13 protein-coding genes are annotated in these 16,336 nt (G+C 67.2%); 4 read left to right on the forward strand and 9 right to left on the reverse strand.

Features of this window, described 5'->3' with window-relative positions; translation table 11 throughout:
- Positions 1-44 precede the first annotated feature (44 nt).
- The 7 genes from FOC84_RS27605 to FOC84_RS27635 all read right to left on the reverse strand — a co-directional run bounded on the left by FOC84_RS27605 (position 45) and on the right by FOC84_RS27635 (position 7,624).
- Complete coding sequence (locus tag FOC84_RS27605; RefSeq protein WP_173147887.1) at positions 45-1,439, reverse strand: M20 family metallopeptidase; 1,395 nt, start codon at positions 1,437-1,439, stop codon at positions 45-47.
- Positions 1,436-2,407 (reverse strand): ABC transporter ATP-binding protein, encoded by a 972-nt coding sequence (locus FOC84_RS27610; protein ID WP_173147889.1) that lies wholly within the window; start codon positions 2,405-2,407, stop codon positions 1,436-1,438. Before FOC84_RS27610 ends, FOC84_RS27605 begins: the two co-directional genes overlap by 4 nt.
- On the reverse strand, positions 2,404-3,393 hold the full coding sequence (locus FOC84_RS27615; protein WP_173147891.1) for an ABC transporter ATP-binding protein: 990 nt from the start codon (positions 3,391-3,393) through the stop codon (positions 2,404-2,406). The genes FOC84_RS27610 and FOC84_RS27615 overlap by 4 nt, the downstream gene beginning before the upstream one ends.
- A gap of 2 nt (positions 3,394-3,395) precedes the next feature.
- Positions 3,396-4,307, reverse strand: coding sequence for an ABC transporter permease (locus FOC84_RS27620; protein WP_173147893.1), 912 nt, complete (start codon positions 4,305-4,307; stop codon positions 3,396-3,398).
- Position 4,308: 1 nt separating this feature from the next.
- A complete protein-coding gene (locus FOC84_RS27625) occupies positions 4,309-5,226 on the reverse strand; it encodes an ABC transporter permease (RefSeq protein WP_173147895.1) in 918 nt (305 codons plus the stop codon).
- Between the two features lie 65 nt (positions 5,227-5,291).
- Positions 5,292-6,863, reverse strand: a complete 1,572-nt coding sequence (locus FOC84_RS27630) for an ABC transporter substrate-binding protein (protein ID WP_173147897.1) — start codon at positions 6,861-6,863, stop codon at positions 5,292-5,294.
- A 98-nt stretch (positions 6,864-6,961) separates the two neighbouring features.
- Entirely contained in the window at positions 6,962-7,624 is a 663-nt protein-coding gene (locus FOC84_RS27635) for a GntR family transcriptional regulator (RefSeq protein ID WP_173150449.1), read from the reverse strand.
- Positions 7,625-7,909: 285 nt separating this feature from the next.
- On the opposite strand from FOC84_RS27635, the gene FOC84_RS27640 reads away from it, so the two are divergent.
- The 3 genes from FOC84_RS27640 (at position 7,910) to FOC84_RS27650 (ending at position 12,187) form a co-directional block, all read left to right on the forward strand.
- Entirely contained in the window at positions 7,910-9,100 is a 1,191-nt protein-coding gene (locus FOC84_RS27640; protein WP_173147899.1) for a pyridoxal-phosphate-dependent aminotransferase family protein, read from the forward strand.
- A 32-nt stretch (positions 9,101-9,132) separates the two neighbouring features.
- A complete protein-coding gene (locus FOC84_RS27645) occupies positions 9,133-10,185 on the forward strand; it encodes a serine hydrolase domain-containing protein (RefSeq protein ID WP_173147901.1) in 1,053 nt (350 codons plus the stop codon).
- Between the two features lie 991 nt (positions 10,186-11,176).
- Entirely contained in the window at positions 11,177-12,187 is a 1,011-nt protein-coding gene (locus tag FOC84_RS27650; RefSeq protein WP_173147903.1) for an aldo/keto reductase, read from the forward strand.
- A 52-nt stretch (positions 12,188-12,239) separates the two neighbouring features.
- On the opposite strand, the gene FOC84_RS27655 is transcribed toward FOC84_RS27650, so the two are convergent.
- Complete coding sequence (locus FOC84_RS27655) at positions 12,240-13,580, reverse strand: MFS transporter (RefSeq protein ID WP_173147905.1); 1,341 nt, start codon at positions 13,578-13,580, stop codon at positions 12,240-12,242.
- 86 nt (positions 13,581-13,666) lie between these two features.
- Positions 13,667-15,304, reverse strand: coding sequence for a GMC family oxidoreductase (locus FOC84_RS27660; protein ID WP_173147907.1), 1,638 nt, complete (start codon positions 15,302-15,304; stop codon positions 13,667-13,669).
- A 180-nt stretch (positions 15,305-15,484) separates the two neighbouring features.
- Between FOC84_RS27660 and FOC84_RS27665 the strand changes: the two genes are divergently transcribed.
- On the forward strand, positions 15,485-16,330 hold the full coding sequence (locus FOC84_RS27665; RefSeq protein WP_173147909.1) for an IclR family transcriptional regulator: 846 nt from the start codon (positions 15,485-15,487) through the stop codon (positions 16,328-16,330).
- The last annotated feature ends 6 nt before the right edge of the window (positions 16,331-16,336 follow it).

Here is a 16,336-nt window from a genome sequence, read left to right on the forward strand (position 1 = left end):
CGGAGCAAGGTCCTTTGATTGCGCACAGGCCCTGGCCGCGCGTCTCAGCGCTCCAATGCCGGCGTGCCGCCCGCGCCCAGGTCCCAATACAAGCCCGTCATCAGGCTCAATGCCTGCCGCAGCAAAGCCGGTGGCAGGTGTTCGTTCGGCGCATGTTGGGAGCATCCGGGATAGGAATGCGGCACCCAGATCGTGCGCAGGCCCAGCACGTCGGTGAAGATGTCGTTGGGCAGGGAGCCGCCCAGGTTGGGCAGCACGGCGGTCTTGGCGCCGGAGGTGCGTTCCAGCGAATCCACCGCCCAGCGCACCCAGGCGTCGTCGGGGTCGATGCGGGTGGCGCGGAACATGTTCTCGCGAGTCAGCGTGATCTGGACCATGGGGAAGCCCTGGCGGTCCAGGTGGCGGCGCAGGGCGGGAACCAGATCGTCCGGGTCCACGCCCACCACGAAGCGCAGCTGGCAACGCGCCCATGCCCGCGGCGGAATGGCGTTGACCGGGGTGTCGGGGTTACCGGTTTTGTAGGCCAGCACCTCGAACGAGCACCAGCCGAACACGCGCTCGGCCGGCGACAGGCCCGGTTCGCCCCACCACGGTTCGATCTCGGGGCCGTCGGCGCCGCCGTCCACCTGGCAATCGGCCAGGGCGCGCCGTACCGCGTCGGGCAGCTCGCGGGGGACCCATTCGGGGATGCGGATCTGGCCGGTGGGCGAGACCAGCGTGGAAATGGCGTGCGCCAGCTGGATGCCAGGGTTGGAGATCAGGCCGCCCCAATTACCCGAATGATGTCCGCCTGCGCGGGCCTCGATGCTCAGGTCGAAGTTCAGGCTGCCGCGCGCGCCCAGGAAAAGGGTGGGGCGCTCCGCGCTCAGCCGCGGCCCGTCCGAGGCGATCAGCAGGTCCGCCGACAGCATCGCGCGATGCTCCTCACATAGATCGCGCAGGCCCATGGAGCCCGTTTCCTCGCCCATCTCGATCAGGTACTTGGCGTTGAAGCCCAGCTTGCCGCGCGTCTCCAGCACCAGCCGCAAGGCTTCCATGTTGGTGGTGTGCTGGCCCTTGTTGTCGGCGATGCCGCGGCCATACCAGCGGCCCTCGGCTTCGGTCAGCGCCCAGGGCGACAGGCCTTCCTTCCATTCTTTTTCCAGGCCGCGGATGACGTCGCCATGGCCGTAGCCCAGCACGGTGGGCAAGGACGGGTCCTCGATGCGCTCGGCGTACAGGAACGGCGCCAGCGCCTTAGGATGCGTCAGCGTGCGGCAGGTGAAGCCCAGGGCTTCGAAGGCGGGCCGGATCTCGGCCTCCAGGTAGGCGGCCAGTTCGGGCGCGCGCGCCGGATTCTGGCTTTCCGTGGGCTGGGCCAGGCGGCGCGCCAGCAGCGCGCGAAAGGCGCCGGAATCAAAACACTGTTCCGCCTGGGCGATGGCTTGTGCGCGGGTCATGGTTGCTGGGCTCCGTTGGGGGTAGGGGGATAGAGGTGGCAGGCCACCACGGATTGCGCGCGCCGGGTCAGCGCCGGGCGTTCGGTCTTGCATTGGGCCATGGCTTGCTGGCAGCGCGGATGGAAGGGGCAGCCCGAAGGCGGGCGTAGCGGATCCGGGAACGACAGGCCCAGGCCCATGTCCGGTATGCCCAGGCCGGGCTCGGGCGTCAGCACCGAGGCCAGCAGCGCCTGCGTATACGGATGGCGCGGATCATGGAACAGCTGCGCGGTGGCCGCGGATTCGACCACCCGGCCCAGGTACATCACCGCCACCTGGGTGGCGATGTGCTCCACCACCGCCAGGTTGTGGCTGATGAAGACATAGGTCAGGTTGAATTCGCGCCGCAGGTCCATCAGCAGGTTCATGATCTGGGCCTGCACCGACACGTCCAGCGCCGAGGTCGGCTCGTCGCAGATGACGATCTCGGGATGCATCACCAGCGCCCGCGCGATGGCCACGCGTTGGCGCTGGCCGCCGGACAATTGGCCGGGCGTGTTATGCGCCAGTCGCGGCGGCAGGCCCACGCGCTCCAGCATCTCGATGGCCTTCTGTTGCTTCGGGTTGGCGATGCCGTGCACTTCCAGCGGCAACGACACGATGGAGGCGATGGAGCGGCGCGGATTGAGCGAGGAATACGGGTCCTGGAAGATAGGCTGGACGCGGCGGGCCAAGGCGCGCCGGCCCAGACTGCGGATGTCCTGCCCGTCCAGGCGGATCGCGCCCTCGGTCGGCGGCGTCAGGCCCAGCAGCATGCGGGCCAGCGTGGACTTGCCGCAGCCCGATTCGCCGACGATGCCCAGCACCGCGCCGCGCTCCACTGCCAGGTCCACGCCATTGACCGCATGCAGGGTGCTGCGCGGCCGGAACATGCCCGAGCGGATCGAGAACTGCCTGCTGACGGCCTCGGCTTGCAGCAAGGGACTCATGCCGGGACTCCTTCGGGTTCGAGGATGCAGCGCCATTGCTGACCGGAGGCGGCGCCACGCACGGGGACTTCATGGCGGCATTGGGCCTGCGCGTGCGGGCAGCGGTCGTGGAAGGCGCAGCCTTGCAGCTCGCCCAGCAGCGCGGGCACGACGCCCGGGATGGTGCCCAGCGCTTCGCCGGGCGGTGTGCGCCCGGGCACGGGGATACAGCTGAGCAGCCCCCGAGTGTAGGGATGACGCGGCGAGGCGAACAGCTCCGCCACCGGTCCTTCCTCCACGATCTGGCCCGCGTACATCACGGCGACCTGGCGCGCGATGCGCGCCACCACGCCCAGGTCGTGGGTGATCAGCACCATGGCGATGCCCAGCTCGGCCTGCAGGTCCGCCAGCAGGCGCAGGATCTGCGCCTGGATGGTGACGTCCAGCGCGGTGCTGGGCTCGTCGGCGATCAGCAGTTCGGGGCCGCACATCAACGCCATGGCGATCATCACGCGCTGGCGCAGGCCGCCCGACAACTGGTGCGGATACTGGGAAAGCCGTTGTCCGGCCGAAGCGATGCCGACCTTCTCCAGCAGTTCCACCGCGCGGTCGCGCGCCTGCTGCGCGCTGGCCTTGCAATGGTGGATGTAGTGCTCGGTCAACTGTTCGCCGATGGCGTAGGCGGGGTTGAGCGCCGTCATCGGCTCCTGGAAGATCATGGCCATCTTGCTGCCGCGCAGCGCGTTGACGCGCCGCCCGCGCGCGGCCGACAGGTCTTCGCCCAGCACCGAGAGCCGCCGCGTGCTGCGCTGCGCGGCCTTGGGCAAGAGGCCCATAATGGCCAGCGAAGTCATGGACTTGCCACAGCCGGATTCCCCCACCAGGCACAGCGTTTCGCCGCGCCTGACCTGGAACGACACGTCGCGCACCGCATGCAGCGGTCCGCGCGGCGTGGCGATGTCGACGGTCAGGCCCTGCACGTCCAGCACGATGTCCGTGGCGCTCATGCTCAGGCCCTCTCTTCAGGCGTCAGGAGTTGGTGCAGTCCGTCACCGGCCAGATTGATCGCGAAGATCAGCAAGGCCAGCGCCGATCCGGGTATGGCGATCAGCCAGAAAGAGAAGAACATATAGGCCTTGGCCTCCGAGATCATCAGGCCCCACGAAGGCAGCGGCGGCTGCACGCCCAGGCCCAGGAAGGACAGGGAGGCTTCCAGCAGGATGGCGCTGGCGGCTTCCAGCGTGGCGATCACGATCAGCTGCGGCACCACGTTGGGCAGCACTTCGCCCCACACGATGCGCCAGGTGGACGCGCCCGCCGCCTGCGCCGCCGCCACGTATTCCAGCGAGCGCACCTGCTGGGTGGCGCTGCGCATGACTACCGCGTAGCGGTCCCACTTGAGCAGCCCCAGCACCAGGATCACCACCCAGAGCGAGCCGCCAACGATGGCGACCGTGGCCAGCGCCACCAGGATGACGGGCATGGACAGGCGGGTGGTGATGAGGAAGGACACCGCCATGTCGACCTTGCCGCCGAAGTAGCCGGCCGCCATGCCCATGGCCGTGCCGATCAGGCCGGAGATCAGCGCCACGCTGATGCCGATCAAGAGCGAAATGCGGGCGCCGTAGAACAGGCGCGACAGGTAGTCGCGGCCGAGCTGGTCGGTGCCCAGCGGATGCAGCCAGGTGCCCTTGGCGTACCAGACCGGCGGCGCGGTGCGGTAGGCCAGGTCCTGATGATAGGGATCATGCGGCGATATCCAGGGCGCGAACAGCGCGATCAGCACGATGACGAGCAGGATGCCGCCGCCGGTCAGCAGCGCCTTGTTGCGGCGCAGCCGCCGCCAACGCAGGGTGGACGCGGACAGTTCCGGCGGCGCCTGGACGCCGGGAGCGGTCGGGGTCAGGATGGGCGTGTTCATGTCAGGACACCCGGATGCGCGGATCGAGCCACGCGTTGGCGACATCGGCGGCCAGGGTCAGCAGCACATACAGCACCGACAGCAGCAGCACGATGAGCTGCATCACGGGATAGTCCTTGTAGGTGATGCTCTGGTAGGCCAGGTAGCCCAGGCCGTCCAGCGCGAAGATGGTTTCGATGACGACCGAGCCGCCCAGCAGGTAGCCCAGCTGCACCGCGGCCAGCGCCACCACCGGCACGATGGCGTTGCGCAGCGCGTGCTTGAAGACGATCTTGCGCGCCGGCAGGCCTTTGGCGCGGGCGGTGCGGATGTAGTCGGCGGCCAGGACCTCGATCATGCCGGCGCGTATCAGGCGCATGAAGGCCGGCGCGACGTAATAGCCCAGCGCGATCGCCGGCATGACGAAATGCTGCCAGCTGCCGCTGCCCGATACCGGCAGGATGCGTAGCGAGATCGAGAACAGCATGATCAGGATCAGCGCGAAGAAGAAATTGGGCAGCGCCTGGCCCAGCACGGCGATGGCGAGACAGGCGCGGTCGATCAGGCTGCCCTTGTACAGCGCGGCCAGCACGCCCAGCGGAATCGAGATCAAGAGCGCGAAGGCCAGCGCGCCCATGCCCAGCAGCAGGGTGGTCTTGAGCTTGGAGAGGATCAGCGGCCCGGCCTCGGTCTTGAAATACACCGAGGTGCCGAAGTCGCCCTGCAGGATGTGCCAGAGCCAATCCGCGTACTGCACGGCCAGCGGCCGGTCCAGGCCGTAGGTCTTGCGGATCATGTCGATGTCGGCCTGGCGCGCGCCTTCGCCGGCCAGGGCCAGCGCCGGATCGCCGGACAGGTGCAGCAACAGGAACGCCAGGATGGAAACGGTCAGCGCCACCAGCAGCGCCAGGCCCAGGCGCCTGATCGTGAAATACAGCATAGGGCTTCCTCTTCGTTGGACTCACGCCGGCCCGGCGCGATGCCGGGCCGGCGCGTGCCCGCGCCTTACTTCCAGCCCATGTCCCAGAAGCGCACCAGCTCGTCCGAGTAGGGCTTGAAGTTCACGTCCTTGGTAGCCACGTAGTAGGCGGGCAGGGTCCACAGCGGCACCGCGTAGGCCTTCTGCGCGATCAGGTCCAGCGCCTGCTTGTAGGCGGCGTTGCGCGCGCCGCTGTCGATGGTGCGGTCGCCTTTGGTGAGCAGGTCGCGCACCTGCGCGTCGCGGGTGACGTCGTCGTTGCCGAAGGCGAAGTACACCGGCGTGGACGCGGACACGTCGTTGACCAGGTTGGAGCCCCAGGTCTGGTGGGTGAGCGAGGCCTTGTTGGCGCGGATCATGTCGCGCATGGCGGCGTACTGCAGGAAGTTGAGCTTGGCGCGGATGCCGACCGCCTGCAGGTAGTTGATGATGGCTTCGGTCTGGTTGCGCTCGCGGTAGGCCACCAGATCGATGTCGAAGCCGTTGGGGTAGCCGGCTTCCGCCAGCAGCTTCTTGGCCTGGGCCGGGTCGTACTTATAGACCGGCGCGCCGTCCTGGGTGCAGCCCGTCTGGGAAGGCGTGCAGATGGTGTTGATGAGGCCGCCGCCTTCGCCCACGATGTTCTTCAACATCGATTCGCGGTCGATCGCGTGGATGATGGCGCGGCGCACGCGCTCGTCCTTCAGCTGCGGCGCCGGCGTGCCTTCCTGGATGTTCATCTGCATGAAGACGATGCGCATGGTGTTGCCGGTCACCATCTGCAGCGAGGGCATGCCGCCCAGTTGCTCGGCCTGGTCCTTGGGCACGCTCATGATCAGGTCTTCGCCGCCCGAGATGACTTCGGCCATCTGCGTCTGGCGGTCGGGGATGAAGCGGATCACCACCTTGCCGATCTTGGGCTGGGCCTTGGGCGAATCCTTGAAGTACTCGGCATTGCGTTCCAGCGTGATGGACTTGCCGGGCTGGTAGTCCACCACCTTGTAGGGGCCGGAGCCCACCGGCTTGGCATTCATGCCCTTGGGGCCGACTTCCTGGTAGTACTTGGCCGGATGGATGGCGGCGGTGGTGGACAGGTATTCCTTGGCGCCGGGGAAAGGCTCCTTGGTGATCAGGCGCACCTTGTATTTGTCGATCTTCTCGACCTTGTCGATCCAGGCCACGTTCTGCTGCGTGACGGCCTTGTTCTTCGGGTCCGCCACGTAGTTCAGCGTGTACACCACCGAGTCCGCGTCGAATTCCTCGCCGTTATGGAATTTGACGCCTTGGCGCAGCTCGAATTCCATGGTCTTGTCATCGACCTGCTTCCAGCTTTTGGCGAGTTGACCCTTGTATTCGTTGGTGACCGGGTCGCGGTAGAGCAGGGTGTCCCAGACGTTGGCGGCGATGATGACGCCGATCCGCACGTTGTTGTAGTAGGGGTCCACGCTTTCCGGCGCCTGGTCGTAGGCCATGCGCAAGGTGTCGTCCTTCTTGCCGGCCAGCGCCGGCGGGGCCGCCAGCGTGGCGCAGGCCAGCAGGGCGGCGGCCAGGGCCTTGAGGGGGATGGTGATGCGCCGGCTGGGCGCGGATGCTGCGGGGGTGATGCGGAAATCAGTCATGGCGAGGCTCCTGTGGAAGTCACTGCACGTACTGCTTATCTGTCATCTTGTTGTGGGCGGCGCGGCCCGCTGTCCTGCTCGCGCCGGGAACTGCGGGGTCAGCTGGAATCGGCGGGCGCCTGGTTCAAGGTCTTCAACGCCGCCTCGCACTTGCGCTGCAAGTGCTGGCGCATGATGCCGGCCAGCCGGTCGGCGTCGCGCGCGTCCAGGGCCTCGGCCATCTCGATGTGCTCGCGCATCGCCAGATCCCATTTCTGGCGGTTCTCGTTCGAGACGAAGCGCAGGTTCTGGATGCGGGCGTTCTGGGCGTCGTACAACTGCTTGAGCAGGCTGTTGTGCGCGGCCAGGCTGATGCGTTCGTGGATTTCGCGATTGGTGCGGAAGTAGGTGGGCAGGTCGTGGCGCGCGTGGCTGGCCATCATTTCGTAGGTCAGCGCGCGGATCTCGGCGATCTCGGTGTCCGTGGCCCGTTCGCAGGCCAGCCGGCAGGACATGGCTTCCAGCCCGCCGATGACCTCGAAGGCTTCGCGGATGTTCGCCTCTGACAACGCCACCACCTGCGCGCCGCGGTTCGGTTCGATCTGCACCAGGCCTTCGGCGGCCAGCACGCGAAAGGCTTCGCGCAAGGGTGTGCGGGACACGCCCAACAAGTCGCAGAGGGTGCGCTCGTTCAGGCGCGTGCCGGGCGGGAATTCGCCCTGGATGATGCGTTCTCGCAATTGCCCGGCCACCGTGGCCGGCAGCGTGCGGCCGTTGCCCATGCCGCGGGCCGCTGGCGGCGGCGCGGTTTCGGCGGCCACGCTGGCTGCGCCGGAATCAGGCATCAGGCTGGAAACGCTGCTCATTGGTATACAAAAATTCCCCGTGTTTTGCGAGACTATAAACCTGTATTTTCAAATGGTCCGATGGGTGTATACCCTAGGTTATTAACGCAAAAACAATGGGATAGAGTGACGCGTGCCGCAAGTCCGCATGCCGGGTACCTCCTACTTGTTTGCCTGGCGCCTTTCGTTGGTATACAAAAATATTCCACTTTGGGACTACGCATGCTTACCCTGAACAGTCATCCGTCCGGCCGGCATTTCCTGCAGATCCCGGGGCCGACCAACGTGCCCGACCGCGTGCTGCGCGCCATCGATCAGCCCACCATCGACCATCGCGGCCCGGAGTTCGGCGCGCTGGGGCTGGCGGTGCTGGAAGGCGTCAAGCAGGTCTTCCAGACGCAGTCGCCGGTGGTGATCTTCCCGTCGTCCGGCACCGGCGCCTGGGAGGCCGCGTTGGTCAATACGCTGTCGCCCGGCGACTGCGTGCTGATGGTCGAGACCGGCCATTTCGCCAGCCTGTGGCGCAAACTGGCGGGGCGGCTGGGCCTGGAGGTGGACTTCCTGGAAGGCGACTGGCGGCACCCGGTGGACGCGGCGGCCATCGCCGCCCGCCTGGCCGAAGACAAGGGGCGCAAGATCAAGGCCGTGTGCGTGGTGCACAACGAAACCTCCACCGGAGTGACCAGCGACATCGCGGCGGTGCGCGCCGCGATCGACGGCGCTGCGCATCCGGCGCTGCTGATGGTGGACACGATCTCGTCGCTGGGCTCCATCGACTACCGCCACGACGAATGGGGCGTGGACGTGACCGTGGCCGGTTCGCAGAAGGGACTGATGCTGCCGCCGGGACTGGCCTTCAACGCCGTCAGCGCGCGCGCCCTGGCCGCGGCCGATCAGGCGCGGCTGCCGCGCTCGTACTGGGACTGGCGCGAGATGCTCACCGCCAACGCCCGCGGCTACTTTCCGTACACGCCTTCGACCAACCTGCTATACGGCTTGTATGAAGCCCTGGCCATGCTGCGCGAAGAAGGCCTGCCGCAAGTCTTCGCGCGCCACCAGCGCCACGCCCAGGCCACGCGCCTGGCCTTGGCTGGCTGGGGGCTGGAGCTGCTGAGCCTGGATCCGGCCGCGCACAGCCCGGCGCTGACGGCGGTGATCATGCCGCAAGGCCATGGCGCCGACGCCTTCCGCAAGCTGGTGCTGGAACGCTTCGACATGTCGCTGGGCCAGGGCCTGGGCAAGCTGTCCGACCGCGTGTTCCGCATCGGCCACCTGGGCCACTTCAACGACCTGACGCTGTGCGGCACCTTGGCCGGCGTGGAAATGGGCCTGGCCGCCGCAAGCGTGCCGCATCGGGCGGGCGGCGTGCAGGCGGCAATGGAATTCCTGGCCGGGGCGCGCGAGCAAGCGTAGCGGCCTGAGACACACACATAACGAGGGAAACGATGAACACACTCATGCAGCAGGCGATCCAGTTCGCCAACGACCACGAATCCGCCTGGGACCGCAGCGTCCAGGGCAACTTCGGCGTGCACCTGAACGATCCGCCGCCCTGGAACCGCCTGCTGGGCCCCATCCACGACCGTGGCCCGGTGTCGGGCGTGGTGACCGTGCGCGGCGAAACCATTGCGTCCTGGGGCGAGCCCGAGCGTGCCGACCTGACCTTCAGCGTGGCCAAGCTGTACCTGGCGATCCTGGCCGGCGTTGCCCACGACCGCGGCCTGCTGCCGGACGTGGATGAACCGGTAGGCAAGCGCGTGCGCGGCATCGGCTTTGATGAAGGGCAGAATGCCGACATCACCTGGCGTCATCTGCTGCAGCAGACCAGCGAATGGGAAGGCGAACGCTTCGGCGTGTCCGACCAGGCCGACCGCTATCGCGCCGTCACCTTCGGCGTGCCGCCGGACGGCAAGAAAGGCGAGGCGCGGCCCTTGCAGCGTCCCGGCACGTACTGGGAATACAACGACGTGCGCATCAACCAGCTGTCGTATGCGCTGCTGCACCTGTTCCGCAAACCCTTGCCCGAGGTCTTCCGCGAAGCCGTCACGCGGCCCATCGGCGCCAGCGAAGACTGGCAATGGGTGGGCTACGACAACGCCTGGGTCGAGATCGACGGCCAGCGCATGCCGTCGGTGCCTGGCGGTTCGCACTGGGGCGGGGGCATGTCCATCAGCGCCCGCGACCAGGCGCTGATCGGCCAGATGTTGCTGAACGACGGCATGGCCAACGGCCGCCGCATCCTTTCGAGCGAATGGATCCGTGCCATGCGCACGCCATGCGCGATCGCGCCGTATTACGGCTATCTGATCTGGCTGAATCATGAAGGCCGCGTGTTTCCAAGCGTGCCGGCTTCCAGCTTTTTCGGCGTGGGGGCGGGTAGCTCGTTTACCTGGGTGGAGCCGGAGCGGCAGATGGTAGTGATCGTGCGCTGGCTGGATTCGGCTCACGCCGATGCGCTGTTTGGCAAGATCCTGGGCGCGGTGGACGCTGGCGTCTAGAGTTTTTTGGCTTTTGACGTTCGGGATCTCGGGGGCGGTCGGGGCTCCGAGCTTGCGGATGTCAGGGTTCTTTAGCCGCCGAGGCGGCCCTGCGCCATTCCGATGCTCGCCCCAATGGGGCTGCGCTTCGGATGGCTCCGGGCCGCCTCGGCTGGCAGTCGCCTAATGCGTTGGTTTCGGCCCCCCGTTCATGGGTAGATGCCGTGAGCCGGTGGCCGGGCGGAGGGATCCGAAGCGCAGCCCCACCGGGGCGAGCATCGGAATCCCGCAGTCCGGACGCCGGCGACTCAAGGACCGTGCCTCACAAAACCGAAGTGCAGGGCGGTAGGGCTTCGAGCTTGCGGATGTCAGGGTTCTTTAGCCGCCGAGGCGGCCCTGCGCCATTCCGATGCTCGCCCCAATGGGGCTGCGCTTCGGATGGCTCCGGGCCGCCTCGGCTGGCAGTCACCTAATGCGTTGGTTTCGGACCCCGTTCATGGGCAGATGCCGTGAGCCGGTGGCCGGACGGAGGGATCCGAAGCGCAGCCCCATTGGGGCGAGCATCGGAATCCCGCAGTCCGGACGCCGGCGACTCAAGGACCGTGCCTCACAAAACCGAAGTGCAGGGCGGTAGGGCTTCGAGCTTGCGGATGTCAGGGTTCTTTAGCCGCCGAGGCTGCCCTGCGCCATTCCGATGCTCGCCCCGGTGGGGCTGCGCTTCGGATGGCTCCGGGCCGCCTCGGCTGGCAGTCGCCTAATGCGTTGGTTTCAGCCCCCGTCCATGGGTAGATGCCGTGAGCCGGGGGCTGGGCGGAGGGATCCGAAGCGCAGCCCCACCGGGGCGAGCATCGGAATCCCGCAGTCCGGCCACCGGCGGTTCAAGAACCCCAGCCTTACAAAACCAAACGTCAACAATCCAACCAAGAATGCCTTAGATGCGCATTTGACTGGCGCGGGCTTGCCGTTGCATGCTCCCGTCTAGTCCATTTCCGTGAATGAGAGGAAGCCAACCATGAACTACCGCCGCCTCGGCCGCAGCAATCTCCGCGTCTCTCCGCTCTGCCTGGGCACCATGATGTTCGGCGAGCAGACCCCCGACGACGAAGCCGCCCGCATCGTCGCGTCCGCGCGTGACCATGGCCTGAATTTCATCGACACCGCCGACGTCTACAACGGCGGCCGCTCCGAAGAAGTGGTCGGCAAGCTGCTGAAAGGCCAGCGCCACGACTGGGTGCTCGCCAGCAAGATCGGCAACGCCGTCGGTGAAGGCCCGAACCAGGCGCACTATTCGCGCCAGTGGCTCATGCGCGGCGTGGAGGAAAGCCTCACGCGCCTGGGCACCGACTTCATGGACATCCTCTACCTGCACCGCGACTACCACGAGGAAAACCTCGAAGAAGCCCTGTGGGCGCTGGGCGACCTGATCCGCGCCGGCAAGCTGCGCAGCTTCGGCCTGTCCAACTTCCGCGGCTGGCGCATCGCCGAGGTCATGCGCCTGTGCGAAAAAATGGGCGTGCCGCAACCCGTGGTCTGCCAGCCTTACTACAACATGCTCAACCGCGGCCCTGAAGTCGAGATCCTGCCCGCCTGCAAGCACTACGGCCTGGGCGTCGTGCCCTACAGCCCGATCGCGCGCGGCGTGCTCACCGGCAAGTACCTGCCGGGCCAGGCGCCGGCGGCCGACAGCCGCGCCGGACGCGGCGATCGCCGTATCCTGGCCACCGAGTTCCGTGAAGAATCCCTGGAAATCGCGCAGAAGCTGGTGGCGCACGCCGCGGCGCGCGGCACGCAGGCGGGGCATTTCGCCACCGCCTGGGTGTTGGCCAATCCCATCATCACCGCCGTCATCGCCGGCCCGCGCACCTTGGCGCAGATGGAGGACTACTACGCGGCCCTGGCCGTGAAGATCACGGCCGAGGACGAGGCCGTCGTCAATGACTGGGTGACGCCGGGCCATGCTTCGACCCACGGCTACAACGATCCCAACTACCCGTTCCACGGCCGCCCGGTAGCGGCGGCCTGAGACATAAGCTCCGGTAAAAAGGCGCCGGCCCTCGCGGCCGGCGCGTTCACGTTCAGGCCTTGCGCAAGCCCGCCGCGGGTATCCCAGTCGCCGCGGCCGCCTCCAGCTCGGCCGGCTGCGCGCCACGCCCGATCAGCATGGCGCAGATCGCCGACACCACCCCCGCGAACAGCACATACAGGCAGATCAGCCAAGGCTGGCCGCCACCCGTCTTCAACAGCGCGGTCGCAATGATGGGCGTGATGCCCGAAGCGAAGATGCCCGAGAACTGATAGACGAAGGAAATGCCGGTGTAGCGCACCTTGGCATCGAACAGCTCGCAGAACAGCGCCGCCTCCGGCCCGTACACCGCGGCGTACAGGATGCCGAACGGAATGATGATGGCCAGCCAGATCAGCATCACGCTGCCCTGGTTGTTGGTCATCAGCCAGAAACCGGGGAAGGACGCCGCGGCGGTGATGAGCGAGCCCCAGAAGTAGACCCGTGTGCGGCCGATGCGGTCGGACAGGCGGCCGAAGAAGGGGATGAAGAAGCACATCACCAGGGCCGCGGCCATCACGCCGATCAGCGCCTCGGTGCGCGTGATCTGCACGGTCTGCGTCAGGTACGCGATCGAGAACACGCCGAACACGTTGAAGAACACACCGTCGATGTAGCGCGCGCCCATGCCCTTGAGAACATTGCCCGGATAGCGCTTGAGCATATCGAAGAAGGGGATGCGGCTTTCTGCGTTATTGGCCTTGACCGCCGCGAACTCGGGCGTCTCCTTGATGTTCAGGCGGATGTACATGCCCACCGCCACCATGGCGGCCGACGCCAGGAAGGCGATGCGCCAGCCCCAGGCCATGAACTGGGCGTCGGTCAGCAGGGTGGACAGCAGCGCCACCGTGCCGGAAGCCAGGCACAGCCCGATAGCCAGCCCGATCTGCGGCAGCGAGGCGTAGAAGCCTTTCTTGCCCGGCGGCGCGTACTCGTAGGCCATCAGCACCGCGCCGCCCCATTCGCCGCCCAGCCCGATGCCCTGGAACACGCGCAGCAGCAGCAACAGGATAGGCGCCCAGATGCCGATGCTGTCATAGGTGGGCACCAGGCCGATCAGGAAGGTGGCGATGCCCATGATCATCAAGGTCATCACCAGCATGCTTTTTCTGCCGATGCGGTCGCCGAAGTGGCCGAAGATCAGCCCGCCCAGAGGCCGCGTGACAAAGCCCACGGCGAAGGTGGTGTAGGCCAGCATGGTCGAGACCGTCGGGTCGCCGGTGGGGAAATACAGCTTGTTGAACACGATGCCCGCGACGACGCCGTACAGGAAAAAGTCATACCACTCGATGGTGGCGCCGATCAGCGACGCCGTGACGACTCTGCGCACCGCGGCTTCATTTTGCTTGGCCATGTCTAGTCTCCTTTGGTGGGGCGGTGGGGCAATCTGCGTTGTCCTGCGCCGTGAGGTGCTGCTATCCGGGGTCCGTCTTCTCCGATTCAGGCGGCGACGCGCAGCGCGTGCGGCTGCGCTTGCCTGAGGTCCTGCAACATGAAATCGGCCGCGCGTTCGGCCAGCATCACCACGGGCACATTGGTGTTGCCTGATACCAGCGTGGGCATGATCGAGCAGTCCACCACGCGCAGCCCCGCCACGCCGTGCACGCGCAGGCGCTCGTCCACTACGGCCATGGGGTCGCTGGACGGTCCCATCTTGGCGGTGCCGGACGGGTGGAAGATCGTGGCGCCGTATTCGCGGCAGAAGTGCAGGATCTCGTCGTCCGTGCGCACGTCCGGCCCGGGGCGGAACTCGCGCTTCATCAGGCCGGCCAGCGGTTCGGTGGCGGCAAGCCGGCGCGCGTACTTCACCGCGGCCACGGCCATCTGGCGGTCCAGTTCGGTGGACAGGTAATTGGGCTGCATGGACGGCGCCTCGAAGGGATCCGCGCTGCGCAGTTGGACCCGGCCGCGCGAGGTCGGCCGCAGCTGGCACACCGAATAAGTGCAGCCTGAGAACGGATGCACCTTGCCGCCCGCCATGTCGGCGGACAGCGTGGCGAAATGGAACTGGGTGTCGGGCGTGCGGCTGGCGGGATCGACCCGGCAGAACACGCCGCCCTGGTTGATGCCCACCGCCAGCGGGCCGCCGCGGAACAGCAGCCATTCCAGTCCCATGCGGGCGCGGCCCGTCAGGCTGCGCAGTTGGTCGTTGGTGGTGATGGGGCGCGTGGTCTCGTAGATCAGCCGGATCTGCAGATGATCCTGCAGGTTCTCACCCACGCCGGGCAGGTCGCGCACCACGCCGATGCCGAACTGGCGCAGCAGGGCGGCCGGCCCGACGCCGGACAATTGCAGCAGCTGAGGCGATTGCAGGGCGCCCGCGCACAGCACGACTTCACGGCGCGCGCGCACGGTGTGCACCTGGCCGTCGCGCCGGTAGCGCACGCCGCAGGCGCGGCGGCCCTCGAACAGCACGGCCATGGCGTGCGCGTCGGTCTCCACGCGCAGATTGCTGCGGCCCTGGGCGGGGCGCAGGTAGGCGACCGCGGTGGAGCAGCGGCGGCCGTTGCGCGTGGTGAGCTGGTAGTAGCCCACGCCCTCCTGGTCGCCGGTGTTGAAGTCCTGCAGATGCGGCAGTCCCAGGGTTTTTGCCGCGCCGATCAGCGCTTCCACCAGCGGGTGCGGCGTCTTGATCGAGGTGGCGTTGAGCATGCCTTCGGTGCCGCGCGTGGGGCCGGGGCCGAGGTCATTGTTTTCAAGCTTGCGGAAGTAGGGCAGGCATTCGTCCCAGCTCCAGCCGGGATTGCCGGCGGCGGCCCAGGCATCGTAGTCGCGCTGCTGGCCGCGGATATAGATCAACCCGTTGATGGAGCTGGAACCGCCCAGCGTGCGGCCGCGCGGCCAGTAGATGCGCCGGCCCAGCATGCCGGGGTCGGGGTCGGTGTAATAGCCCCAGTTCACGACCTTGTGGAACATCGTCTTGCCGTAGCCGATGGGGATGTGTATCCACGGGTTGCTGTCCTTGGGGCCGGCTTCCAGCAGGCAGACGCTATGCGTGCCGCTGGCGCTCAGCCGGTTGGCCATCACGCATCCGGCCGAGCCGGCGCCAACCACGATGTAATCCACGGTATCGGACATGTCCGCAAGCTCTCCCTGCAGCAGGGCGCCGCGCCTGGCCTACGGCGCGTTTACCCTGCTTGTCGTTGTGGGGCGCACTTATATACTGGATCGACGCCGGCGCATGGGCGCTACGGCATTTGAGGCGATTCTAGGAAGCACGCGCACAGAACAAAGCACAACAGGCGCAGGGGCGGAAAAGTGGAACAGAATATGCAGATTCAGTTTCAAAATCGCGGTGCAGCATCGGCGCAGCAGGCCGAAGACGCCGCGACCCAACAGGAAGCCGCGCGTTCGCTGCGCGCGCTGGTGGTGCTGGACCACCTGGCGCGGGCCCAGCATCCGCCCACGCTGGCGCAACTGGCGCAGCGGCTGGACATGCCCAAGACTACCTTGATGCGACTGCTGGCGGCCATGCAGCGCGCCGGCTTCGTCGCTGCCACGCCCACCGAGAACGGGTTCGTGCCGGGGCCGCAGGCAGCGACCCTGGCCCTGGCCACCTTGCGCGCCTCGGCCTTCACGCGCGCCTGCCGCGCCGTGCTGGCCCAACTGGTCGGCACGCTGGGCGAAACCTGCAACCTGACCGCGCCTGACGGTGACCGCGTGATCTATATGGAACGGGTGGAAACGGCGGAGCCGCTGCGCCTGTTCTTTGCGGTGGGCAGCCACGTGCCCATGCATTGCACCGCCAGCGGCAAGCTGTTCCTCGCGTCCATGAACCGTCTGGAGCGCGGACGGGTGCTGGCGCGCCTGCCGCTCACGCGCAACACGCCGCGCACGCTGACGGACCCGGCCAGGCTGGAAGAAGAATTAGAACGGCTGGCGGCGCGCGGCATCGGCATCGACAATGAGGAATTCGTGCGCGGCATGAGCGCCGTGGCCGTGCCGGTGCGCGACGCGGACGACCGCGTGGTGGCGGCGGTGGCCTGCCATGCGCCGACGGCGCGCGTCATGCTCGACGATTTGCTGCGTGCCGTGCCGGTGCTGGAACGCGCTGCGCGGGCCATGCACGACGTGCTGGCGCAGCACCGAACCGGCGCGACATAACGGCCC

Source organism: Achromobacter pestifer, from assembly GCF_013267355.1.
GTDB classification, from domain to species: Bacteria; Pseudomonadota; Gammaproteobacteria; order Burkholderiales; family Burkholderiaceae_B; genus Achromobacter; species Achromobacter pestifer_A.